20 protein-coding genes, 1 tRNA gene and 1 other RNA gene are annotated in these 24781 nt (G+C 35.2%); 16 read left to right on the forward strand and 6 right to left on the reverse strand.

Translation table 11 applies throughout. The features are described from left to right. The first annotated feature begins 279 nt into the window (after positions 1 to 279). Complete coding sequence (rpoD, locus tag ACFIN0_RS04260; RefSeq protein ID WP_375606946.1) at positions 280 to 2295, forward strand: RNA polymerase sigma factor RpoD; 2016 nt, start codon at positions 280 to 282, stop codon at positions 2293 to 2295. 601 nt (positions 2296 to 2896) lie between these two features. Further along, positions 2897 to 3358: a YcgN family cysteine cluster protein gene (locus ACFIN0_RS04265; RefSeq protein ID WP_375606947.1), complete on the forward strand. Its 462-nt coding sequence runs from the start codon at positions 2897 to 2899 to the stop codon at positions 3356 to 3358. Positions 3359 to 3386: 28 nt separating this feature from the next. Here the strand turns inward: ACFIN0_RS04265 and ACFIN0_RS04270 are convergent, their stop codons facing one another. Then, positions 3387 to 4124 (reverse strand): SIMPL domain-containing protein, encoded by a 738-nt coding sequence (locus ACFIN0_RS04270; protein ID WP_375606948.1) that lies wholly within the window; start codon positions 4122 to 4124, stop codon positions 3387 to 3389. Between the two features lie 181 nt (positions 4125 to 4305). Between ACFIN0_RS04270 and ACFIN0_RS04275 the strand changes: the two genes are divergently transcribed. Both ACFIN0_RS04275 and ACFIN0_RS04280 read left to right on the forward strand, forming a co-directional pair. Continuing rightward, positions 4306 to 4382, forward strand: a tRNA-Ile gene (locus ACFIN0_RS04275). A gap of 1684 nt (positions 4383 to 6066) precedes the next feature. Continuing rightward, positions 6067 to 6249 (forward strand): hypothetical protein, encoded by a 183-nt coding sequence (locus ACFIN0_RS04280; protein ID WP_273790801.1) that lies wholly within the window; start codon positions 6067 to 6069, stop codon positions 6247 to 6249. On the opposite strand, the gene ACFIN0_RS04285 is transcribed toward ACFIN0_RS04280, so the two are convergent. Next, on the reverse strand, positions 6173 to 6487 hold the full coding sequence (locus tag ACFIN0_RS04285; RefSeq protein WP_007347852.1) for a helix-turn-helix domain-containing protein: 315 nt from the start codon (positions 6485 to 6487) through the stop codon (positions 6173 to 6175). The two genes, ACFIN0_RS04280 and ACFIN0_RS04285, sit on opposite strands and share 77 nt — an antisense overlap. Before the next feature lie 609 nt (positions 6488 to 7096). Between ACFIN0_RS04285 and ACFIN0_RS04290 the strand changes: the two genes are divergently transcribed. Further along, on the forward strand, positions 7097 to 7222 hold the full coding sequence (locus ACFIN0_RS04290) for a hypothetical protein (RefSeq protein ID WP_375606949.1): 126 nt from the start codon (positions 7097 to 7099) through the stop codon (positions 7220 to 7222). A 576-nt stretch (positions 7223 to 7798) separates the two neighbouring features. Next, positions 7799 to 8110 (forward strand): hypothetical protein, encoded by a 312-nt coding sequence (locus ACFIN0_RS04295; protein WP_273790799.1) that lies wholly within the window; start codon positions 7799 to 7801, stop codon positions 8108 to 8110. A 753-nt stretch (positions 8111 to 8863) separates the two neighbouring features. Here ACFIN0_RS04295 and ACFIN0_RS04300 read toward each other — a convergent pair. Next, the gene (locus ACFIN0_RS04300) at positions 8864 to 9043 is read right to left on the reverse strand and encodes a DUF1508 domain-containing protein (protein WP_142416545.1); all 180 of its coding nucleotides are present in this window, start codon (positions 9041 to 9043) and stop codon (positions 8864 to 8866) included. A gap of 391 nt (positions 9044 to 9434) precedes the next feature. Continuing rightward, the gene (locus ACFIN0_RS04305; protein ID WP_375606950.1) at positions 9435 to 9974 is read right to left on the reverse strand and encodes a helix-turn-helix domain-containing protein; all 540 of its coding nucleotides are present in this window, start codon (positions 9972 to 9974) and stop codon (positions 9435 to 9437) included. Between the two features lie 361 nt (positions 9975 to 10335). Here ACFIN0_RS04305 and ACFIN0_RS04310 point away from each other — a divergent pair, with 361 nt between their 5' ends. Continuing rightward, entirely contained in the window at positions 10336 to 11388 is a 1053-nt protein-coding gene (locus tag ACFIN0_RS04310; protein WP_375606951.1) for a DUF475 domain-containing protein, read from the forward strand. Positions 11389 to 11858: 470 nt separating this feature from the next. On the opposite strand, the gene pncA is transcribed toward ACFIN0_RS04310, so the two are convergent. Both pncA and ACFIN0_RS04320 read right to left on the reverse strand, forming a co-directional pair. Continuing rightward, positions 11859 to 12467: a bifunctional nicotinamidase/pyrazinamidase gene (gene pncA, locus ACFIN0_RS04315; RefSeq protein WP_375606953.1), complete on the reverse strand. Its 609-nt coding sequence runs from the start codon at positions 12465 to 12467 to the stop codon at positions 11859 to 11861. 47 nt (positions 12468 to 12514) lie between these two features. Further along, positions 12515 to 13051 (reverse strand): hypothetical protein, encoded by a 537-nt coding sequence (locus tag ACFIN0_RS04320; RefSeq protein WP_375606954.1) that lies wholly within the window; start codon positions 13049 to 13051, stop codon positions 12515 to 12517. Positions 13052 to 13211: 160 nt separating this feature from the next. Between ACFIN0_RS04320 and ettA the strand changes: the two genes are divergently transcribed. The 9 genes from ettA to ACFIN0_RS04365 all read left to right on the forward strand — a co-directional run bounded on the left by ettA (position 13212) and on the right by ACFIN0_RS04365 (position 24759). Further along, on the forward strand, positions 13212 to 14861 hold the full coding sequence (gene ettA, locus ACFIN0_RS04325; RefSeq protein WP_375701981.1) for an energy-dependent translational throttle protein EttA: 1650 nt from the start codon (positions 13212 to 13214) through the stop codon (positions 14859 to 14861). Positions 14862 to 15535: 674 nt separating this feature from the next. Beyond that, positions 15536 to 16474 carry an ArsR/SmtB family transcription factor gene (locus ACFIN0_RS04330; protein WP_375701982.1) on the forward strand — a complete coding sequence of 313 codons (939 nt, stop codon included), beginning with the start codon at positions 15536 to 15538 and terminating at the stop codon, positions 16472 to 16474. A gap of 2162 nt (positions 16475 to 18636) precedes the next feature. After that, positions 18637 to 19014: a hypothetical protein gene (locus ACFIN0_RS04335; protein ID WP_375615072.1), complete on the forward strand. Its 378-nt coding sequence runs from the start codon at positions 18637 to 18639 to the stop codon at positions 19012 to 19014. Positions 19015 to 19831: 817 nt separating this feature from the next. Next, a complete protein-coding gene (locus ACFIN0_RS04340; protein ID WP_375606958.1) occupies positions 19832 to 20023 on the forward strand; it encodes a hypothetical protein in 192 nt (63 codons plus the stop codon). A 350-nt stretch (positions 20024 to 20373) separates the two neighbouring features. Then, the gene (locus ACFIN0_RS04345; protein ID WP_375610489.1) at positions 20374 to 20883 is read left to right on the forward strand and encodes a lytic transglycosylase domain-containing protein; all 510 of its coding nucleotides are present in this window, start codon (positions 20374 to 20376) and stop codon (positions 20881 to 20883) included. A gap of 83 nt (positions 20884 to 20966) precedes the next feature. Beyond that, positions 20967 to 21357, forward strand: an RNA gene (rnpB, locus tag ACFIN0_RS04350) — RNase P RNA component class A. Positions 21358 to 21617: 260 nt separating this feature from the next. Continuing rightward, positions 21618 to 22616, forward strand: a complete 999-nt coding sequence (rsmH, locus tag ACFIN0_RS04355) for a 16S rRNA (cytosine(1402)-N(4))-methyltransferase RsmH (protein WP_375609263.1) — start codon at positions 21618 to 21620, stop codon at positions 22614 to 22616. After that, on the forward strand, positions 22613 to 23017 hold the full coding sequence (locus ACFIN0_RS04360; protein WP_375606961.1) for a hypothetical protein: 405 nt from the start codon (positions 22613 to 22615) through the stop codon (positions 23015 to 23017). The genes rsmH and ACFIN0_RS04360 overlap by 4 nt, the downstream gene beginning before the upstream one ends. Beyond that, entirely contained in the window at positions 23017 to 24759 is a 1743-nt protein-coding gene (locus tag ACFIN0_RS04365; protein ID WP_375701983.1) for a peptidoglycan D,D-transpeptidase FtsI family protein, read from the forward strand. The genes ACFIN0_RS04360 and ACFIN0_RS04365 overlap by 1 nt, the downstream gene beginning before the upstream one ends. Positions 24760 to 24781 lie beyond the last annotated feature (22 nt).

The following is a 24781-nucleotide window of genomic DNA, read 5'->3' on the forward strand; positions in this document are numbered from 1 at the left end:
ATGACAATTAAATTTTAGGAAAAGCGGGCAAATTTTAGGAAAAGCGGGAAATTGGTTCTTACGATAGGGTACAGAGATTATCTCAGAAGGACTGAGAGGTGTCGGGGAAACTTCTGGAGTTTTCCCGCGTTTTTGGCTGAATGACAAGGTGTATACAAAATGTATTCTTTCTAATAGTAATCTCTTAAGAAATATATATAAGAAACTATTGGGTGATTGAAGTGAGAACAAAAAAGCTGGTCACATAGAAACTATGGCGTGATCGAGTGGAGTTATGGTATGGCAACAAAGGTTAAACAGAAAGATAATGCAGAAGTAAAAAGCCAAGCGAGTTTAGATGGCCCTCTTCTTGATTTTTCTGATGATGCCATCAAGAAAATGATTAAACTTGCCAAAAAAAATGGTTACGTAACGATGGATGAACTCAATGCAGTTCTTCCTTCTGACGAGGTTACATCCGAACAAATTGAAGATATCTTGGCGATGTTCTCTGAGATGGGGGTTAATGTTGTGGATGATGAGGATGAAGTTGAGTCTGAAAATTATGAAGAAGAAGTTACGGTAGAGGGGGGGGATTTAGTAGAAGCCTCTAGCCACGCAATTGCAACGACAACAAATAAACGCGAAGTAACAGATCGCACCGATGATCCGGTGCGTATGTATTTGCGTGAGATGGGAGCTGTTGAGCTTCTTTCGCGGGAAGGCGAAATTGCCATTGCTAAGCGTATTGAAGCAGGCCGTGAGACAATGATTGCGGGACTTTGTGAGAGTCCTTTGACTTTTCAGGCTCTTATTATCTGGCGTGACGAGTTAAAAGAGCAGCGTATTCTTCTTCGTGAAATTATTGATCTTGAAACGACTTATGCTGGTCCAGAAGCAAAGCAGGCTCCTGTTATTGAGCGAAGTGAAGTTGATAAGACAGTAGAAGAAAAAATGTCTTCTGGTATACGTAATATGGGGGAGAGCGCAGGAGAGAGAAACATTGAAGACGATGATGAAGAAGACGAGGACGATGTTAACTTATCGCTTGCTGCAATGGAAAATGAACTTTGTCCTCAAGTTATGGAAACATTGGATTTTATTGCTCAAACCTATGTAAAATTACGAAAATTACAAGATCAGCATGTTGAAAGCAGTTTGGCAGAGCGTAAAGAGGGGGCACTTACATCTTCTCAGAAGAAGAAATATATTCAATTAAAGGGTGAGTTGATTCAAGCAGTAAAATCTCTTTCTTTAAACCAAAATCGTATCGAAGCTTTAGTTGAACAGCTTTATGACATTAATAAGAGATTGATTCATAATGAAGGTAAGCTGAAACGGATTGCCAATAGCTATGGCATTGGCCATGAGGATTTTTTAAAAGAATACCAAGGGCGTGAATTGGACGCGGATTGGATGAATTATATTGCTGCTTTGCCTACACCTGGTTGGAAAGAGTTTTCGGTGCGTGAAGCAAAAGAAATCCATAAACTGCGAAGTGAGATACAAAATCTTGCGCAAGAAACGGCTATTTCGATTGGTGAATTTCGTCGGATTGTTATGCAGGTGCAGAAAGGTGAACGCGAATCAACAATTGCGAAAAAAGAGATGGTAGAATCTAATTTGCGTCTTGTCATTTCAATTGCAAAAAAATACACCAATCGTGGTTTGCAGTTTCTTGATCTTATTCAAGAGGGCAATATCGGTTTGATGAAGGCTGTGGATAAGTTTGAATATCGGCGCGGTTACAAGTTTTCAACTTATGCGACATGGTGGATTCGTCAGGCTATTACACGTTCAATTGCTGATCAGGCACGTACAATTCGTATCCCTGTTCATATGATTGAAACAATTAATAAAATCGTTCGTACCTCGCGTCAGATTCTCCATGAAATTGGACGAGAACCAACACCAGAAGAATTGTCTAGCAAGCTTTCTATGCCGTTAGAAAAAGTACGAAAAGTTCTTAAAATTGCAAAAGAGCCTATTTCACTCGAAACGCCTGTTGGTGATGAAGATGATTCCCATTTGGGTGATTTTATTGAGGATAGGAATGCGTTATTACCAATTGATGCTGCTATCCAAGCTAATCTGCGAGATACGACAACACGCGTTCTTGCTTCATTAACACCGCGGGAAGAGCGTGTTTTGCGTATGCGTTTTGGAATAGGGATGAATACAGATCACACGTTGGAAGAAGTAGGACAACAATTTTCAGTTACAAGAGAGCGTATTCGTCAGATCGAAGCAAAGGCACTTCGTAAATTAAAACATCCTAGCCGTTCACGAAAATTGCGCAGTTTTCTCGATTCTTAAATAAAGGAATTCGTGTGCATTTTAATAGCTTCCTTCTTCTTCTTAATGAAGGGGGGGAGGTGCTTCATGTTGTACTTGGATACTTTTTTGAGAAAAACATAGGAAGAATTTGAATAATCTAGAAAGTTTACGATGTTTAATGTTTTTCTTATCTTTGGGGCTTTATACTTCTCAATAGATATAGGGCAAAGGGTGGTTATGGAGTAAAGAGTAGGGGGGCTTTCAAAAAATGAACGATAAAACATTACCTTGCGTATAGCACGGCTCGTTTTTTAAGAAATGAGATCTATTAGGAATAAACTTATATTGCAACATACGGACTTTTTGATGAAAATGTATATTCTTTGCGGAATTTTTCTATCATTTTAGGTGACGCATTTTATTCTTCGTTAAGTTTACAAAAAGATGTTTTAATAGGTTACGTTCATTTATATACGCTATTTTTTGAATATTCTCTTTTTATTCAGATGGATTTTAAGAACATGGTTTAAACTATACATTGAGTTTAATCTTTTTAAGAGACAAAAATAGATGAAATTATAGAAATTAAATGTTTCATTTTTTATAGATCGTCTTAATTTAAAAAGGTGTGCCTGAGTTTATGAGTGAAGAACTTCCCTTTTGGAAAGTAAAAAAATTAGAAGAGATTTCCATTTCTGAGTGGGAGAGCCTTTGTGATGGCTGTGGCCGTTGTTGTCTCCATAAAGTTGAGGACGACGATACGGGTGACCTTTATGCAACCAGTATTGCTTGTCGTCTTTTAGATGGGGAAACCTGCAGGTGTCGAGATTATGCTCATCGTAAATCAATTGTACCAGATTGTATATCGCTAGACATTACAACAGTTAAAACAGCCTGTTGGCTTCCAGAAAGTTGTGCTTATAGATTAATTTACGAGGGAAAAGATCTTCATTGGTGGCATCCATTGGTATCAGGAGATTGTCAGACGGTACATATCGCGCGTATTTCTGCACGCGAACAGATAGAGATTTACGAAGACGAATTATTATCTGAGGAAGATTATCTTTATCACATTACTGGTCTTCTACGTGAAGGCCAGTAATGTGATTTTTTATACAACAGTTGGTGACTTAATCGATCGCAAAGACTACAGTGACACTCACATTATAATTTAATTCACCACCTGCAAAATTTGTATTTGCGTAGCTTGCATCTGCTGCTCTACTCATGAGACGTGGTGCTGGATGGTAGTAATCATCCTTTTCATTGATTTCAATAATTTTTCCTAATTTTAAATCGGCAGCTTGTGCTATCGTTTGCGCTTTTTCAATGGCTTCAGTAATGGCTTTTTTACGTGCTTCTTGATAAAATGGCTTTGTATCTGCGTTGGTAAAAGTAATGCCGTTAACTGAATTAACACCTAGTGTCATCGCTTGATCAAAGATTTTACCAGCATTGGTAAGATCACGAATGCGCACGGTTAAAGAATTTGAAACATGATAGAGTTTTTCATTATTCTTTTTTTCGTGGTGGTTATCAGAGGTCGACTGATAAATGGATAAGCCTGATGTTTGCAAATCATTTGCTTGGATACCATTGTTTTTAAAAGCTTTTATAATATCATTGATGGATTGATTATTAGAAGCTAATGCCTTTTGGGCAGTTTTGTCATAGGTAACAACGGCTAGATTAATAATGGCCATATCCGGTGCTGCTTGACTTTCTCCGGTTGCAGTCACTGTGATTGTTGCATTTTTTATTTTGTTTGCTTCAGCATGCACAGTCAATGAAGTGGTTAAGAGTGTGAATGCTAATATAGCTGTTTTAACCAGAGACCCCTTCAGTGGTTGAATTTTCTTTTTTATCATATCTATTCCTTTAATATTTATCAGTTTATTACTTTCTCATTTTTGAGAGTTTTTGTAAAGAAATTAGAGCACTGGAAAAAAAACCAATAGAAAAGAGAAAAAAAGAGAAAAAGATGGGTTATAATCTTTGTCAGCTCTTGTATCATAGGGCATTTTAGTTTAGAGAGAAACAACCTATGTAGGGCCTGTAGCTCAATTGGTTAGAGCCAGCGGCTCATAACCGCTTGGTTGGGGGTTCGAGTCCCTCCGGGCCCACCAATAGGGAAATGTCCAATAGAAAAATAGATCGCTTAAAAGTTTTGAGATTCTACCTTTTTCGTTTTTTATTTATTTTCCTGTTTTTTTAGAATCTTTTAGTCGTTGTTTGTTGCAGTTTTTTCTCTCAGTCGCTTTAATATGATGGTATGTTTTCTTAGTTTCATCAAAGAAGTTCTCTCACTTGCAACCTTTTAGCATTTGGATTAACTGATATGTGTCCTATTTACTTTTTTAATTCATATACTGTTTTATAATTTTTCTGTATGGTGTTCTTCATAAAATAGAAGGCTAAAAGCTTCATTGGATAAGTTTATTTATACTTGTTCTGCAAATAAATAGACCTCAATAAAACCAATTTTAAAGATTGTACCTGTTCAGAACAAATGGCTCAAAAAAAATTTAGTGTAAATTTGCTTTTTTCTAAGTGATGTTAATGTCTTTTAGACGTTCGAATAGCATCATCGTGATGAAAGGTTAGTGTATAAGAGAATGTGATCTATGGGCATTCATATGTATCATGGGGGCAACGATGATAACATTTGTTGATATTTTCTTTTTCACAAGAAAGGAATTCTATTTGATATTTTGAGAAATATTGTTCATAGTGACGGTGGCGTATTCTCTGAAAGAATTTTATTAATTATTCTTTGAAAAATCAATTGAGTGATTGTTTCTATTGCTTTGCATCATCCAGATTCTATTGTAATAAGCATTTTATTATTCTGTAAGAAATGTTTTCTATGATATTGGAAAATTCATTAAAATACCATTTTGGACTTTGTGTATTTTCTGTTTAATGCTCAAAGTATAGCATGTAATTCGAATTGTTATTGAAGGACCAAAGGTCTTTTTTGATTTTATTCTCATCGGGGATTGATCGTATTTTGATAAACCTAGCTCTTTTTTGTATTGCTAAAATCTTCCTTGTATTGATTGTGAGGAGAGTTTGATCTTTGTTATGAGTTTCTTCTCTTATGAAAAATTATTGGCAGGGAGAGTGTTTTTTGGGAAAAGTATACTTCTTCTTCAAAGTCATACTTTGAAAATATAATTCTTCATTTGCATAAGGGAATTTCTCTCTTGTTGTAAATCTGTATCAAATTTACGTAAAAAGATTGTGCGTGGTGATTCGTTTTATTTTTTAATAGTATCATTTTTGCTTATGATAGAGACTTATATTAGTATTTACAAGGTGCGTTTAGAGGGGAGGTTACCTGTAAACGTGTTACAGAGTTTTAGGTAGTGAGGCTCTGTTTATAAGAATTTATTCCTATAACATTGTTATATTCTTGCTTTGCAATATTGTTAAAAAAACATAGATAGTGCTATGTAGAATAAATTGTGATGTATTTTTTTCAAAAAAGCTCTTTCGTGTTCTCTTATATAGAGTTCAGGAGTGTCTTCAGGGATATTTTCACATTAGTTTTTATTGGTCCGAATCGCAAGATCTGCGTAACATTATTCGCGTTTTTGATAGATTATACCAATTTTCATAAGAAGGTCTGGATCGTGTGATGCTTTCTGTTTCACCATGGTACATGACTAATAGAACTTCATCTGATTTTGTAAAATAAGTTTGTACACAATTGCTTCCATACTGCCTATTGCAAATATTTTTTTCTAAGGTATGAGATATATTTTAAACGCTTTAGCGTTATATAGTGTGACTACATGGAGTATGACTATGAAGAATGATAAAAAATTTGAAACAACTTTATCTGATATTATTGTGAAATGGGAGTCTTTATCGACGTCTCAAAAGCAAGCGATATTGGATAAAGTAGAAAATTCTACAGATTCTGCTCATTCAACAGAACATTTAAGGCTTCAATCTTCTTTTTATCTCCAGACGAAATCAAAGTTATGAGTTTTAAATCTTCATCGGAAATGTTGAAACCAGTTATTACATATATGGCACTAGCATTTCCCAGTGTATTCAAAATAGCCATGAGTTTATCTACAGAAGGCCTCTTGCCTCCATTTATCATTTGTTGGACGTAATTTTGTCCACAGCCTGCAGCTCTGCTTATTTCAATCATTGTTCGTCCGTCACTTTTTATCAATTCAACTAAGCGTTGGAACCAATCTTTTTCAGTCTTTGTCATTTTTAGACCTTTACATATTTACGCTATAGCGTTAATATTGCGTTGCGAATCCAGAATATATGATACAAGGAGCGTGAAAATATCCATGTGTAGCTCTTCGCTAAGGAAGCATATAGAGTTGTTTTTAACTAATAACAAAATGTCCCCATACACTTTCAGATTCGAATCAATAAAAATGGTTGCTTAGTTCCACGGTTGTGAAAAAGTAAATGTGTATACCAGAAAGGGCGATACACACTCGTATGTTTATGAGATTTCACTATGATAGTATACGTAGCAGCATTATAAATCAAGATATACCCCAACATCAGAATTTGTAAAAAAAATTCTGCGTTGAGGTAGTGTGTGAATATAACAAAGCTTTAGAGCCTTAAGAGATAGGATAATGGCTGTAGAAAAAATGTAAATTGCATAGACAAAGAATACTGATTTCTTCTTTATTGTAATAAATTAGATCACTATCAGATGGTATATCGTATATATGCGTAAAAAAATGGGAAATATTAAAAAAGTGATCTTGGATATTTTATTAAACAGGAAGGTAATCTGATCCACAAAGGTGGTTGTTTGGTAGAATTGCACATTCGATCAATGCCCTTATGGGGGTGAATGTGTTTTTATGATGCTGCGGTTTATAATGAAGTCTGTGTTTATAATGATATTGTTATTTATAACAATGCATTAACATATGGTTGTTTAGTCGTTCGTACGAGTTCGCATGTTTATGAAAAATAAGAACTTTATCGTTATTTAAATATGAGTGGAGATGCATATGTTTATGCTAATGCGGTCTTTTTTGATCAAGTTTTGAATGCTCAATGTATTGAACTTTGTGGTGATACTCGTGATTGTAGAAAGGCTCGAGTTTATAATGATGCTTTAGTTTGTGGTGATGTAAAGATTTGTGGGAAGGCAAAATTTTACAGAAATGCTGTGCTTTGTGACACTGAAGATTTTTGTAATAATGAAAAACTTTCATATATAGCCGCATTCCACATGGCGTAAAAAAGGAAGATAGGAACGATTTGGGCAAGGTTTGTATGATTGGATTGCGTCGTTAGTTTTATTTGACGTTCCTTATTTTTTGTATTTTGTGTCAATAAATGTGTCGCAAATAATTGGTGTGAGTGTAGATTTAGCCGCTTTCAGAGATTTTTTTGCGTCATTTATCAATGCTTTAATGGAGAAAATAAGAACGCCGAGAGTGACTGTTCACACTTGGAACATGCGATTTATTGCATTCTTTTTTTGATTGAGGATGAAACAAATTGATCAAGATGATCACTTGAGCGACAATTAAGGGAGATCCAAATGAGTGTAAACGAAATTTTATTGGGAGCAATGGTTGTTGTTTTGTTATGCAGCGGGGTTATATTTCGGTTTTCTTTATATTATCGCAGTCAAGTGAAAATTTTAAAAGAGGAATCTAGAAGAATAAAGCATGAGTTTTTAAGAGATTCTATGAAGATGACTGAAGAACGAGATAGGGCTATTAGAGAGCAAAGTATGGTGATTAAAAGACGTGACCAAGCAATTGAAAAACTGAAAAAACAAATTAAGCAATATGAAAAAAATGAAAAGAAATATAAAAAAATGCTTAAATCTGAAGATGATAAAGAGTGATTGTATTCATATTTTGCATTAAAGGGTTTGGAAATGTGTTAGGAATATTGGAATGACGAGAGAGATAAACTTTAATGAAGCCAATTATGGTGCTGATGGAGAGATTGTATTGGAAGAGATATTCAGGTTTACTCTGATTTTATGACAACATTTAATTTTATAAGACAGAGCGTCGTTGATCATAAAATAAGAATTTATGATGATAAACTAGTTTATAGGTAGGCTGGTTATTAAAAAGTGTGTCTATACAATCCAGAAATTTTATATTATTGCTGGAAACAATTTTGCGCGTTCCTTTTAGATGTAAGGTATAAATGCCACGATAGTTTCAGCTAATAGGTATAAAAAATTGCATGATAATAGAAAGAAAGAGATATTTGCTTTTTATGAAGATGAAATCGGTAAGTCAGTTATGGTTATCAGATACAGAAGAGGAATATGAACGTAAAAGATATTAATATCTTGGAGAGTAAATATATTTCATCATTGATGATTTATCTTCTCTTCATGTTTGTTTATTTTTTATGAAAAATACAAAACTTAAGAGATTTTCTTTTTGATAAAGGCTATAGAGATTTGAGTATGATTAAAAATAAACATATAATCTGTAAGAATATGACTGTTATTTGTGAGTGTTAGAAATAATACAAGAACTTTCTCTCATTGAGGGGAAATCCATCACTTTTCATTTGTCACAAAAGTAACTACCATACCGTTATACAAAATAAACGCTTGTTTTAATGGTAAAGAACGTTAGGACTGTAGTTCTCTAATAAGAGCCTTATGTGTAATTTCTTTTATTTGCTCAATATTGATTAGGATATCTTGTTTTGTTGGGTAACCTTTACTGGAAAAAGCAATTTTTTGTGCATCTCCTGAGATTAAACGCCAGTACCATTGATTGTGAACTCCTTGAAACACCTCAAAATACATGCTTCCCACCTCATAAAATAGCTGATAATTTTCAGGATAAATATTTAACTAATCCGCTTGTAAACATTAATCTATGTCTCTCTAGGAAGTCGTCAATATATGCCCCTTAAATTTTCTGACCTTAAAAAATAATTTCTATGAGAGCTATTATTCTTTTAACAAGAAAAAAATTATTGTCAATAAGATATGAATGAGAATTTTATACTATAAAATTATTTTTTTTAATTTAATGACACTATACTTTTATTTACAACGCAAATATTTTTTCTGTCGTTATAGAAACAAAGTTTATAAATTATATAAAATTTCACCAGCACGGATAAAGTAAAAAACACTTTTCTCCATACTGGTAGAGTTTAATCATTTCTTGTTTTTCTTTTTAAATAGACGTTTATTGATTAGCTATAACCTCTTTTTGGGATACGCTTCGAATGAGTAAATCAATGAATAAGCTAAGGGTATAAGAATTGGCCATTTTAGCTTTCATATCAATAAGAGAGGTTGTAGTTTTAGGGTTAAAACCATTTGATAAACCTTGTCTTGACAAATATTGCTGCAATTTTTCATAAGAACTGTCGATTTTTTCTTGATTTAGTTTTTCGTTACGATCACTATCGGAAAGCGTTTCTTCCAGTCCCTCGATTTTTTTAATAAAATAATTCCAGTCAAAATCACCTTTTGTATATTCGGTGTCAAACATTTTTCCTTGTCCAGTTAAAAGCCAATTAATATTGACACCATATAACGTGCGGTATGTTTGTAAGACACTAAGATTGGGTTCTCTCTCTCCACGCTCATAAAAAGCAATGGAATTTTTTGTCATGCTAAAACTTTTAGCTAAGGTTTCACGTGATGGATCGCCTAAAGCAAGACGTACATAACGTAAACGTTTTCCAAATATGGTTTTTGATTCAGTTTCAGGACGTGCCACGAATTATCTCCCTCGGTAAATCATCATGGTATAAATCATTAAATAATAAAAGCACACTATGTATTAATATTCTATGATATAATGTCAATATTATAGCTTTAATTTCTTGTTATTTTTTTATTTTCGTAGATAGAAAGCAATCTTTCATTTATTGTATTGACAATTGATATTTACTTCAAAACAAAATTCCTTGTTGCTACATTTGTCTCTTGCTTTTTTTTTGAGAGAATTTTCATGTAACCTTACCATATATATTCTATACACCCCTGCATTAATAGATGCAACTTTAAAGAGATGCAAGCTTTGGATTTATACTGTGTGTGCTGTAGTTGAATTAGAAAATAAACTTTGAGGAATGATCATGGCCCTATTACGCTATTTTGGGTGTGCTTTTTTTTTCACGATTATTGGTATTTTTTTAGGAGGGGCTATTGGTTGGTTCGAAACGGGAAGCATTACTGGTTTTCTTAAATATTTTTTTATTTGCTGTGTTTTAGGGATTTTGGAAATTTCTTTATCTTTTGATAATTCTATTATCAATGCGCGTATTCTTGGTAGAATGGATCCGTTATGGCGTCGCCGTTTTCTTATATGGGGCATTTTGATAGCTGTATTTGGGATGCGGATTGTTTTTCCGTTATTGGTGGTTGTCGTTGCTGTTGGGATTAATCCCATTGCGGCAGTCAAATTAGCGATATGGGAACCACATCGATATGCCGAAGTTTTAATCGATGCACATATGGGGATTGCCGCTTTTGGAGGAACTTTCCTTATGATGGTTGGCTTAAAATATTTTTTTGATTCTAAAAAAGAAGTGCATTGGCTTAATGTTATAGAGAGACCTGCTCAAAAGTTTGGGGCGCTTGTTGGAATTGATATTGCAATTGTTTTGATTTTGATCTTATTTGTTTCAGGTCAGATTGACGCAGAAAATAAAATAACTTTTTTATTGGCAGCACTTTATGGACTTTTGACCTTTATCGGTGTTGAAGTTGTCGGTCATCTCTTGGATACTCCTCAAAAGACTTTAACAACAGTAGCTCACGGGGGAGTAGGGGCGTTTCTTTATTTAGAAGTTCTTGATGCTAGTTTTTCTTTCGATGGCGTGGTTGGTGCTTTTGCCTTTTCACACAACCTTTTTATTATTGCGATAGGTCTTGGTATCGGAGCATTTTACGTTCGTTCTATGACAATTATGTTGGTTGAATCAGGAACATTATTGCATTATCGTTATTTAGAGCATGGTGCTTTTTATGCAATTCTAGTTCTTGCAGTGATTATGTATCTGCAAACGATTATATCGGTTCCTGAAGTTTTAACAGGACTTGTGGGAGTCTGTATTATTGGAATAGCGTTGTATTCTTCGATTCGTTTTAAGCGTTGTCAATTGGATAAACAGGGCGTGTCTAAGTAATGAAAAATTCGTGTTTTCTCACGCTTTTGTTTATCGCATGTCTTTGAATAGAGAGAGGCTTTTTATGCAAAAAATGCCATGTTATTGCTTATTGATGTTTTTGTTTTAAAGTTGACACTATTGCGCGATTTTCCTCCATGAGGGAAATAATGTATAATCTTTTGGATAACTTTTGACGTATAGAGGCTTTTTGACTTCAATATAAGGTGCAAGTTTACGCTATACTTTTTACCAGCTTTTAGTATCATAACTGCTTTTGCATTTAATGATTCATAAGAAGCATTTTGGCTGTTTTTTTTGCAAGATTTTTATTCATACATCAATCCTATTTATGATGTTTTAAGAGAATGGTATTGAAATAGGGGTGAAATGAGAGAATTTTACGATATTTGGGTTCCTTTCTTAAATAGGTAAAAAAATTTATTCATTATAAATCAGAATGTTATAATGGTAGATGAGAAAAGAATATTTTAGGAGAGCATTAACAGTTCTATACCTGCTTCGTTCATAGTTTTAAGCATAGTGTTTAGTGATCCGTTTACATCAATACCAGCACAAGCATTTAATGAAACACTGACTTTAAAACCGTATTGTATGGCGTGAAGAGCAGAGAATCCGACACAAAAATCAGTTGCTAAGCCACACATAATGAGCTTGGTAAAACCATGCTCTTTGAGATAAACATGTAAACCTGTTGGTGTTTTTTGATCATTTTCAAGAAAGGCAGAATAACTATCCATTTTTGGATTATAGCCTTTTCTAAGGATAAGTTGTGCCTTTTCCACTCTAAGAGATGTATGAAACTCTGCTCCTTGTGTTCCTTGTATACAATGATCAGGCCAAAGTATTTGAGGACCATAGTCAAGAGTGACTGTATCATAGGTTTTTTTTTCAGGATAGCAGGAAGCAAAGCTGCAATGGTTTTTGGGATGCCAGTCTTGGGTTAAGATAACGTGATCAAAATGATTTATGAGATTATTGATGGCGGGTAAAATAGTATCACCTTGTGGTACTGCAAGTGCTCCACCAAGTAAGAAGTCATTTTGAACATCAATGACGATTAAGGCTTTTTTTTCCATAAATATATTCCTCATAGGAGACGCGCTTTTATCGTATTTTTAAAAAGCTATATTTCGCCTTGAAGTTTTGAAATGAGTTGCTGAATATTGATACTATTTTTACAGTTATCAAGCCAAAAGAGGGGAATGGATAAGTTTTTACAATTTGTTTTATAGTTTTTTACGAATTGTAACCACGTACCAATGGGGAGTGCACTGTAGTCATTTGTTGCTACGTGTTGGTGCAATGCCTTCATGATCATTGGGCTTGGGACGTCAGATCCCATAAGGCGGCAGTCATTTTGTAAACGTAATTTAAGCCACATCAAGGAAAGGGGTGAAGTCCATTGTTTCCCGTAACAAAAAATCGATGAAAAAAGGGAAGGATTTTTTACGGCGTAATATAAAGCCCATAAGGCAAAAAAAGAAGGCGCGTAGAGAATTGCTTTTCTTTCTGGTATCCTATCACATTGATAAGTTGGTTTAATACGATAAAAATACAAGGTTATATCTGGTATGGAAAAGATGGGCAATGTTTGATAACAGGTTTCAGGGACAGCTAAAAAGATTTGCTTTTTGCTTTTTGAGGCGATGTTTTTTTGCATTCAGAACCATACTGGGGCTTGTGAGATTAGAAAAAATGTACCAATATAAAGCGAAAAGCTTTTGATACGGTATAAGCACTATTTACTGTACAGTTTCAAAAAGCGAAAGCAATTTTTTCAAACCCTAATCTTTAATATCGCGCAATATAAAGAGAAATTTATGGCACGTCAATTTATCTATCATATGGCTGGGCTCAACAAGTCTTACAGCAATAAAAAAATCTTAGAAAATATTCATTTGTCTTTCTATCCAGATGCGAAGATCGGTATTTTAGGTCCAAATGGTGCTGGTAAATCAACGATTTTACGTATTATGGCTGGGCTAGATAAGGAATATACAGGAGAAGCATGGCTTTGTGAAGGAGCGCGCTGTGGCTATCTACCACAAGAGCCTTTGCTTGATGCAAGAAAAGATGTGCGCGGCAATGTGATGGAAGGTGTTGCAGATAAACAGGCAATTCTTGAGCGTTATAACGAATTGATGATGAATTATAGCGAAGAAACGGCTGATGAAAGTGCACAGCTTCAGGATATTATTGATAGTCAGAATCTTTGGGATTTAGAAAGTCAAGTGGAAATGGCTATGGCTGCTCTTGGATGTCCGCCAGCCAATGGGGATGTCACAAAACTTTCTGGTGGTGAGAAGCGGCGTGTTGCGCTTTGTAAATTACTTTTGTCAAAACCTGATTTATTACTTTTGGATGAACCGACAAACCATTTAGATGCTGAAACGACGGCTTGGCTTGAGAGGCATCTACGTGAATATCCTGGGGCTGTGCTTTTGATAACCCATGATCGTTATTTTCTCGACAATGTAACGGGTTGGATTTTAGAATTAGATCGCGGTAAAGGTATTCCTTATGAGGGGAACTATTCTGCTTATTTGGGGGCTAAAGCCAAGCGTTTGGCTCAGGAAGGCCGTGAAGAGGCAGCGCGTCAACGTGCTTTATCACGTGAGCAAGAATGGATCGCTTCTAGTCCAAAAGGGCGACAAGCAAAGTCAAAAGCTCGGATTAAGGCTTATGATGAGTTGGTTCAAGCAGCACGTGAGCGCCGTCCTGGAGAGGCGCAAATCATTATTCCTATTGGAGAAAGGTTAGGACAAGTTGTTATTGAGGTTGATAATCTCTCTAAAGCTTATGGTGAACGTGTATTGATTGATTCTCTTTCTTTTAAACTTCCTGCTGGCGGCATTGTCGGCGTTATTGGTGCCAATGGTATGGGAAAGTCGACCTTGTTTAAAATGTTAACGGGACAGGAAAATCCCGATTCAGGTCAGATACGTATCGGTGAAACAGTTCACATGAGTTATGTGGATCAGAGTCGCGATTCCTTGGTGGGGGATAAAACTGTTTGGGAGGAAATTTCTGGTGGAAATGACATTATTAAATTAGGCAAATATGAGATGAATAGCCGCGCTTATTGCGGGGCTTTTAATTTCAAGGGGGCAGATCAGCAGCAGAAGGTGGCAAATTTATCAGGAGGGCAGCGCAATCGCGTACATTTGGCGAAACTTCTAAAAGAGGGGGGGAATGTGCTTCTTCTTGATGAACCGACAAATGATCTTGATACTGAAACATTGGGTGCATTGGAAGATGCATTGGAAAATTTCGCTGGTTGTGCAGTTATCATATCGCATGATCGTATGTTTCTTGATCGATTGGCAACACATATTTTAGCCTTTGAAGGTGATGGTCATGTAGAATGGTTTGAAGGTAATTTTGCTGAATATGAGGCTGATAAAGTTCGTCGTCTTGGGGCGGAATCTCTTAATCCTAAGCATGCAAATTATAAACCTCTTACACGCTAGAATTTTTTATCTTATCGCAACTTTGTTAGAATAATAGTGTATTTTATTGCGTTTGTTATTTCATAAATAAAGTGTGTGTGTACTCTGTGGGAGTTTTTATTCATTGAAAAGAGTAAGAGACACTTTATGAAATTATGACCTAAATAGGGTTATTTTACTCATGATATATAACCGGTTATTTTTTGTAAAACTGCAATGAAAAGGAGGAGATGAAGAGTATAGTATTACTTCTACAAATGCTCTGGTCATTGAGCATTATCGCCTTTACTTAATAAAGATGCAAGCTAACACTATCATATTATTTATTTTTTCTCAATGGTATACAGTTCTTGTTTTGAGGTGGGCATAAAAGGTATTTTTATCTATCTGTTCCCTCCGTTTATGTGCTGTAAGAGAATGATTTGGATTGATTTATCATAAATAGATTTGAAATGAGAAAAATTTATGGTATTCCGGTTTTTTATTCAAGTTGAAATGAATGAATTATTATTATAAATCAATGTGTTATCATTATAACGAAAAACAGATGGATAAGATCTGTTCGTTTTTTACATGAGCCTATTTTTTATCATAGTATGATAAAATAGAGAGCACAAAATAGATGAGAATATGCGTTGTATGCTTGACTTTTTTTCCTATAAACAAATGTTTATAGGAATGTTTAGGGGATAATTATGAAAAAAAGTACAAGTTTAGATGCAATAATTGAGCTGCTGAAAGCGGTTGCAGAAGTAAGCCATTTACGTGTTCTTACGCTCTTGCGTCATGAAGATTTAACAATCCCTGATTTTATTTTTATTCTTGATCAGTCGCAAGCATGTATATCACGATATTTACGTTTATTGTACGAAGCACAATTGATTGAGCGTTATCAGAAGGGGGATAGCCTTTATTTTAAGCTTTGTCATGATTTTGGGGGTAAAGACATTGTGATGGGTATTCTTTCGTCTTTACCAAAGAATGATGTGTTGTTAGCGCATGATTTAGAACGTTTGAAGGATGTTAAAAAGCAGCGTCAAAAAACGAGGAAGAAGCATTTCTTACAAAATGCGTTGCAACGGGATGTATTACGGTCATCCTATATGGCAGATCATGGTGTAGAAAACTCTTTACTTGAAATCATTGGCGATAAACCATTTCAGATGATGCTGAATATTGGAAGAGGTGGAGACTCTATCTTAAAATTGTTTTCTAATCTTTATACGCATGCGGTTGAAGTTGTGCTTGATAGCGATGTTTTTCACTTGTCTGTTGGAGATACAACTTTTGATTTAGTTATTCTTCATTGGGTTTTACATTTTTTTGAAAATCCTGAAATGTTTCTTCATGAGATATCAAGTGTTTTGCGTCCCTATGGGCGTTTATTGATTGTGGATTTGGGTTATCATAAAGCTGATTCTTCACATTTTGATCAAGCACATATGCGTCTTGGATTTTCGACTTTACAAATAGAAAAGTGGCTAAAAAATGCCGGACTTATGCTAGAGCAAACAGTTTGTCTTACTCCTATACAAAATGAAAATAGTAAGGAGGGCATGGTTACACTTTGGCTTGCTCGTGATCCGCGTTTATTAGTTGACGATATCAAAGATAAACAAGTAGATTTTGCATAAATCGCGTTTGTTAACGCACTTTATTCTCTGATTTTTCTCAAGGAATAGCGTAGAGATAAAACTTTATTCAATCATTGATAAGCTATTGTTTTTTACATTTGTATTATGTTTTTATATGGGAGTATTGGTGTTTTATAGCGGCGTGTAGGCTGTATAATGAAACACCTTCTATAGAGTTAAGCCTATAAGGATCATTATTTAAGGTGTCCTGATATTATATTTTATTAGCCAATATATTGATTTTAAAAGATCATTGATTTTTTTAAACTCAATAAGAGGTTTGAATACAGGAATGTTGTCTCATTTCAAATTTCCTGTTTCAGAATCCGAAAGAGTCTGTTTGTCTGCTACAAAAGAAGGTATTTATCTTAATGATACCGTTTGTAAAAGAAAATACATCTTTCATACATTTTCTAAATGTGAGAGCGGCTGCAATATGATATAATGCCGCACAATATAATATAGTGAAGGCTCATACCTTTATAAATGTCAAAGATGGTGGTGCCCAATAGATCTTAAAATGTCTCTTTAAAACAGGTTTTTAGATAAGGAGTACCTTGGAACTTTTAGTGAGGGGTGCAAAAAGATGCTCTAAAAAGACGAAAAAGTAAAAGGGTAAGACAATGCATTATATTCATAAAATAAGATCGGCGATGATCTAGGGATAGTCTGTGGCTGAAAGTAGGAAAAAAAGCGTGATATTACACTAAAATTTCGTATCTCTTTATCATGAGAAGTTATGAAGGTTATTAAATAAGTCCATTGTTTTTGCCAAAAGTATTTTCTTTCTTTTTATGTTTGCCGCTCATCTTATGACGCAGTCCGTGGGTATAGCGTAAAATTGATAGGGCACCATCGTCTTTAGTTTAAGTAAAAGTTGTAAGCAGGCATCATCGTTTTATGTTTTTTATCCATATGCTTCTTCTTGTTTGTGATGTGCGATAGTATGGCTATTCATTAATTCAATAGACGAAGATTGAAAATAAGGGAACCTTACGTTCTTGAGATCTCTCATGTAAATTGTAAAATGATGAGTTATGATTGTAAATCAATGAATTGTTTACGTTAGAAGAACAGACTATAAAAATTTTTGAGCATAGAAACTACTGTGTGTATTACTTTACGGGATCATTTAAATGATAGAGATTAAGAGAAAATGTCTGCGTTGATTTCGGTTTGTTATGTTAAAATGAGTTAGAGACTGTTGGTTATTGTAAAATGGTTTATCGTTACTTGGAATGACGATGGCGCGTGATTCGAAACAAATACCTTCAGAGTTCTCATTTTCTCATAAGATTAAGCTGTTTAAGTTCCTCATTGATTGTTACATGAAGGATGTAACAATATTTTAATGATCATTTACAGAAATTTTTTATAAATATAGATAAGATTTTATTTCTCTAATTTATTGTTTTATATGAATAATCATAGCTTTCTTGCAAGAAGATGTTTTCCATTTTTTACGGTTATTTGTGTAAGATTTTAAAAATCTACGTTTTTCTTTTTGTGGTGATTGCTGTTGGAAAAGCGATTCTACTTTTACATAGTTTAATTTTTATAGGGTGGATACGTAGAAATTACTGTTTTTTAATATGATCATCAGAGTTATGAAAGAAACTATTTAAAAGTTATAATGATCGTAGATTCTAATTGATGCTTCTTGAAATAAAATTGCTTCAAATTGGGTCATTTTGAACTTTTTTTGCCTAAATTTAAACATTTTTAAATAATTTATAATTCTTTTATGTTTTTTTGCGTAGAAGATGATAAGAATTTCTTGTTGTTTAAAGAATTTTATTCCATAGCAAGAATATTGCATCGGCTATCTTAGTGGTTGATGTAAGAGGACAATCGGGGAACCTCCTCCCCCCCCCCCGCGTGGATCCCCTAGATTGTCTGGCCTGACTGAGGATTTCCTCAGTCAGGCTTTTTATAATTGTTTTAGGGGATGTGTAAGGTTTTATAGGGGGGAAGTGTAAGATCTGTTATTGTTTCGCCTATAGTACGTAAATATGTAGAGGGGGATGTCTTGTTAGGCGGATAGTGTTAGCGTATTTATTTTGAATAATTTGATTTTTCTTTATTGAGGCATTGTTGAATGCTATAAGGGAAATCGTAAAGGGAATCTATGTTTGTATTCTGTGATCTTTAGGTAAGAGATAATGGAATCTTTTTCGCATCGTATTATTTTTATTTTATTTGTGTTTTTTATTTTTGGCGCTGTCTTTTTTGCTTTTCAAAGTGGTGTTGTTTATCAGTTTTTTCCCGGTCACTCTTCTTTGTCTTCTCAGCAGCTTGATGTAACAGAGGAGGAGTTATTAGAGAGATTATCCGTATCTTTTCCAGATATCATCAAGCATCTTTCTAAAATGACCCCTCAACAGCAAGAGTTGTTTATTGCGCAGCTGCGTCGTGATGTAATTGCGCTTGCTTCTAAAAGTGGGCAGAGTCGTGAACAGGCTCAAAAATCTGGTGAAACTGTTGCTATGGCTCTCTCGAAAGCGATTTCTCGTCCTTCCATTGCTAATGCTTATTTTTAGCTATTTTTTTAATCGCGCTTTTGGGTTTTATTTTAAGGAGCAAGAGCTTTTCGTGAAGTCTTGAAAAGTGCGAGGAGATAATCAATTTGTAAGGTATTAACAAAATTTATCTCTCAAAAGGTAAGCAATTGGAGTATAAGGGTAATGTTGCAATCATTACAGGAGTGATAGAAAGTCTATCAAGGGTATTGGTCCAAGTTAATTGCATTATCAATCGCTACAATGACAAAAGCAGTATTGACTATAATAAAACACGTTAACCGCATTTTATATGCCGGTTATTTTTTTATTTGATATGAGAAAATAAAAAATTTTAAAGGATTTAAGCTTTTTTATTCTACGGATTTTAGGATATTTATCCACTTGTATGATTTCTGAAAATGAGGTGTAAGGCTGATAAGATGATAGTCTGTGACAAAGAAAAAATATTTGAATGAAGATGAGAGGTCTATTTTTATTTAAAAAGGCTTTGGGGGTATTGAGCTTTCTAACATTTTTCAAAAAAATAGACACAAGTAATTGTTAAGCTTTGTTGTAGGAAAAAAACGGATATAACTTTTTTAGTATATTGTTTTATAATGATAATTTATCATTTTATATTGAATGAGAATCTTAAGAATTATAAAATCCTCTCATTTTAAATTTATCCATGGTGAAAAAATCAAAATCAGTTTCTTGTATATACAAGTGGGAGGCTTGTGTGGATAAAAACTCTTTTAAAAAGGAATTAAAAAGCTTCTTTGAGATATCTTGAGAGCTAAAAGTCTGTTGCAATATTTTGAATTGGTAAATAGCGTATGATGGTTTTTGTATATCTATGGACTCCTTATGCACAGTGATGGAGGTAGGGGTTGATTTTAGTCAATGGTTTATTGGGGCCATAAAGAATGCTGCGCGTGTTTATTGGTTAGAAAGAAGCATCAATAACGGGTTTTATTTTTGTGAAACTTTTGCGATATCGAGGATCTTTGGTAAAGATGATCTCGTCTCTATTGCTTTGTGGGATTGATATCAATAAAAAATTTAATCATCGTATATAAAAAAATATCATATCTTTTTAAAGTGCTATTTTGTAATATAAAAATTGATTGATACAATAGATATAACAGAACTTGATAGAATATATCATTTTAGTTAATATGATATAAGTTTAATTATAGGCTTTTAATTTTTTTATTTGATGATATAGAGAAGTCTATAATTTTTGTATAAAGAGTTTTTCTTTTTATACAGAACTTTATCTTGAAATTGTCTTAATATTTCCCTTTTCAAGCCGTTCTTTTGCTTTCTTTTTTTGTACAATGCATTCGAAAATTATTTGCGGTTAGAATTTGAGAATTTTTGAGTGAGAGAAAGAAAATGCAATTTTTGAAAATTTTGTTAAATATAGCGTGTGCTGTATTTTTTGTATTTGATATAAGTTGGGCTCATAGTGTTTTAAATGTTGCAGAAGCAAAAGAAGGCTTAGGGAGTGTTGCTTCTCAGATTTCTAATCGTCCTTATGAGTTTCTTATTCAGAAATTTGCAAATAAGTATAATATTCCGGTTAATTTAGCACATGCTGTTGTAAAAGTTGAAAGTAATTATAAAGCAGGTATAAAGGGGGCTGCTGGCGAAATAGGTTTGATGCAAATTAAACCCTCTACGGCACGAGGGTTGGGCTTTAGTGGTTCTGTACAGGATTTGTACGATCCTGCGACCAATCTTGAATATGGTATGCGTTATTTGGCACGGGCCTATAAACTCAGTGGTGGAAGTACGTGTGGTACAATCCTTAAATATAACGCAGGTCATGCTGCAAAAAAAATGAATTCCATTTCAGCGAAATATTGCGCAAAAGTAAAGACTTATCTGGCTTCATTAAAATAAAAACATCTGTTGAGAGAGGTTTGTCATAAAATATTTTAAGATGCTATTTTCACGGAGCAAAAAATGTTTTATAAATCAGTATGTCAGTCGGCTGGGCAGCCGCGCTTGTCCAATGCTGAAAGGCGGCAGGTGAGGAAAGTCCGGGCTCCATGGAAAGACGGTGCCGGGTAACACCCGGCGGGGGTGACCCTAGGGAAAGTGCCACAGAAAGTAAACCGCCTATTTTTATAGGTAAGGGTGAAAGGGTGGAGTAAGAGCCCACCGCGCATTCAGTAATGAATGTGGCAAGGTAAACCCCACCGGGAGCAAGACCAAATAGAAATGACGTGCAAAATTTAATTTGCAGCCGATTTCCGGGCGAGTCATTCGGGTAGGTTGCACGAGGCGGATGGTAACATCCGTCCCAGATGAATGGTTGCCATGTAAAGTGTAAGCTTTACTCTACAGAACCCGGCTTATAGGCCGACTGATATTTCATGATGATACGCGATATTTTATAAGATCAATTATATATGGTCTTTTATGGAGTCTATGTGTTTGAAATGGACACTTGAGCAAAGAGTGTTTTAAAAAATTATAACATTTCTTTAAGTATAATGCGTTAGGATCTGTTTTAGGATAACTTTAGTTTTTTCGTTCATTGTGATTAATGTGATGAAGGCCAGGTTATTCTAAGATCAGTTGCCATGAGAGAGCTGTTGATTTAAGACAGCATAACTTCAAGACGGATTATTTTGATAAAGCAGGATCAAAGAGCTGAACGCCATATTCCAGTGTTGTTACAGCCAGTTTTGGCTGGGCTTATGCCATTGGTTGGAGCAAAAGTGATTGATGGCACCTTTGGTGCTGGTGGTTACACGCGCGCTTTGTTAAAGGCAGGGGCACAGGTGATTGCTCTTGATCGTGATCCTCATGCTATCAGTGCAGGACAATTGCTTGTTGAAGAATTTTTTCCACGCCTTCGTTTGGTCCATATGGCGTTTTCACAGCTTGATCGTGTCGTTGAAGAGAAGGTGGATGCAGTTATTTTGGATATTGGTGTCTCTTCAATGCAGCTTGATGAAGCAGAAAGAGGTTTTTCTTTTCAAAAAGATGGGCCATTGGACATGCGAATGGCTCAGACTGGTTTTACAGCTAGCGATGTTGTCAATCATTTAAAAGCAAGAGATTTGGCACGTATTTTTAAGGTATTAGGAGAAGAGCGTTATGCGGGACGAATTGCACGGATGATTGAAACGCGTCGTGTTGTTCAGCCTTTTTTGCGTACGGGTGATTTGGCGTATGCTATCGAAACGTTGATAGGACGTAAACCGGGAGATCGTATTCATCCTGCAACACGTGTATTTCAGGCTCTTCGTATCTATGTTAATGATGAAATTGGTGAATTGGCGCGTGGTTTATTTGCTGCTGAACGCGTTTTAAAAGCTGGAGGCCGTTTGGGGGTTGTCAGTTTTCATTCTCTTGAAGATCGTATGGTCAAAAGATTTTTTTCGACTCGTTCTGGAGAACGTATGAGATCACGCTATCTGCCAGAAATAAAGGCTGCTCCAGCAACATTTTTTCCTTTGTTTAGAGGTGGGATCACGGCAACTAAAGAGGAGTTACAGAAAAATCCTCGTTCACGTTCTGCGCGGTTGCGTATTGGTGTACGGACTGAAGCAGAGGCTCTTACAGAAGATATGAAATTATTTAGTTTAGCAGAGATTGCCAGTTTTGAAGGCGGCAAGAAATGACAGTTTTTCGTACATTTGATATGATTTTAGTGATGATTATGATTTGTATGGCAGGTCTTACTTATAAGGTAAAATATGATGTTCAAAAACGAATGAATGAAGTTCTTCATCTTGAGCATGAAATTGCTGCAGCAAAAAATACGGTGAGTTTGCTTCATGCTGAGTGGGCTGTGATGATCAAGCCTTCGCGCATGCAAAAACTTGCGAAACGTTATCAAAAAGAACTTGGATTAGAAGTTATACAGCCGCGTCAAATCGTAGAATTTAAAGACATTCCGGTACGGGTACATGATCCAATTGAAGAATTGATTAAACAAAATATATTGGAAGATAATCAAGATATTTTGGCAAATCGTCGGGATTCTCAGATGAATGGTGTTGTCCAAAAAGGCGTGCAGTGATGAAGTCGACTTTTTTATTCTTACAGAAGAAAAAGCACTTTAAGAATTCGTTGAATAATCATAATGTTTCTGTTCGTCGTCCCTATTCTAGTCGTCCACGTTTGCTTTTTTCGTTGTTCTGCTTTTTAGTTTTATATGGCATCATGGGGGCTTGTCTTATTTCTTATGGGTTGGAAGGTGGACAGATTGAAGAAGCAAAGGGGCCAGGAGTTCTTCAACTGACGGCGCGGCCTGATATTGTTGATCGTAATGGTCGTTTATTGGCAACAGATATTAAAACTTATTCACTTTTTGCTGAGCCACGACGTATTATTGATGTGGATGAAACCATTGAATTGCTCTCAACAGTTTTGCCTGATCTTAATTGGCAGGAAACCTATAAGCGCTTAAAAAGAAAAACTGGTTTTTCTTGGATACAGCGTGGGTTAACACCAATGCAGAAGACACAAATTATGGCCCTTGGTATTCCAGGAATTGGTTTTCGGACTGAAATTCGTCGTTTTTATCCCGATGGACCTGTAACTTCCCATATTCTCGGTATGGTGAATGTTGATAATCAAGGCATTGCAGGTATGGAAAAATATATTGATGATGCGGGTTTGAGTGCTCTGCGTGCCGCTGGTCTTGCCGTGGAAGAATCATTAAAACAAGTTCAGCTTTCGATTGATGTGCGACTTCAGGCAATTGTCCATGATGAACTTATTCAGGCTATGAAGCGTTATAAGGCAATTGCTGCAGGAGCTGTTATTTTAAATATACATACGGGGGAAGTTTTGGCGTTGGCATCTCTACCAGATTTTGATCCTGGAAATCCTATTGAAGCTTTAAAAAGTGATCGTCTCAATCGGATGACGGCCGGAACATTTGAAATGGGATCGATTATTAAAAGTTTTACGACTGCCATGGCACTTGATTCCAATATTTTTCATTTAAACAGTATTATTGATGCTTCAAAGCCCATAAAAGCAAGTAGTGGATATATTATTCATGATTTTCACGGAAAAAATCGTCCCTTAACGTTATGGGAGGTTTTTGTTTATTCTTCCAATATTGGTTCTGCTAAAGAAGCATTAGCGATAGGGATTGATAAACATCGTGATTTTTTGCAAAAACTTGGGCTACTGGATCGACTCGCAACAGAGTTGCCTGAAGTTGCTCATCCTATTGTGCCACATCATTGGAAGGATATCCAATCTATGACGATTGCTTTTGGGCATGGTATGGCAACAACTCCCTTGCAAACAGCTGTTGGGGCTGCTGCTTTAATGAATGGTGGTTGGTTAATTGCTCCGACATTTTTAAAACGGACAAAAGAACAAACTTTGCACCATGCAAAACGGGTTTTGCATGCTAAAACAAGTCAAAATATGCGTTACCTTTATCAATTAAATAGTGAGATTGGGTCTGGACGTAATGCAAAAGTAGAAGGTTATCGTGTAGGTGGTAAGACAGGAACAGCTGAGAAAGTTGAAAATGGAAAATATTCTAAAACAAAAAATTTCAATAGTTTTCTTGCTGCTTTTCCTATTGATGATCCTGCTTATGTTGTTTTAACAATTATCGATGAACCAAAGCCTGCAGAGGGACAGCGTTCAGCAACAGCGGCGATGAATGCTGGACCAATGCTTGCTAATATTGTTCGTCGCACAGCTAGTTTTCTTGGTGTAAAACCCGATTTTAAAAAAGAATATGAGCCTCTTTTAAGTAAAAAGAGCAATTCAAGTTTCTTTAAACAACGGTAAAATAAATATAAAGGTGCGTTAT

Origin of the sequence: Bartonella sp. AA89HNZF (assembly GCF_042196905.1) — a bacterium.
GTDB lineage: Bacteria > Pseudomonadota > Alphaproteobacteria > Rhizobiales > Rhizobiaceae > Bartonella.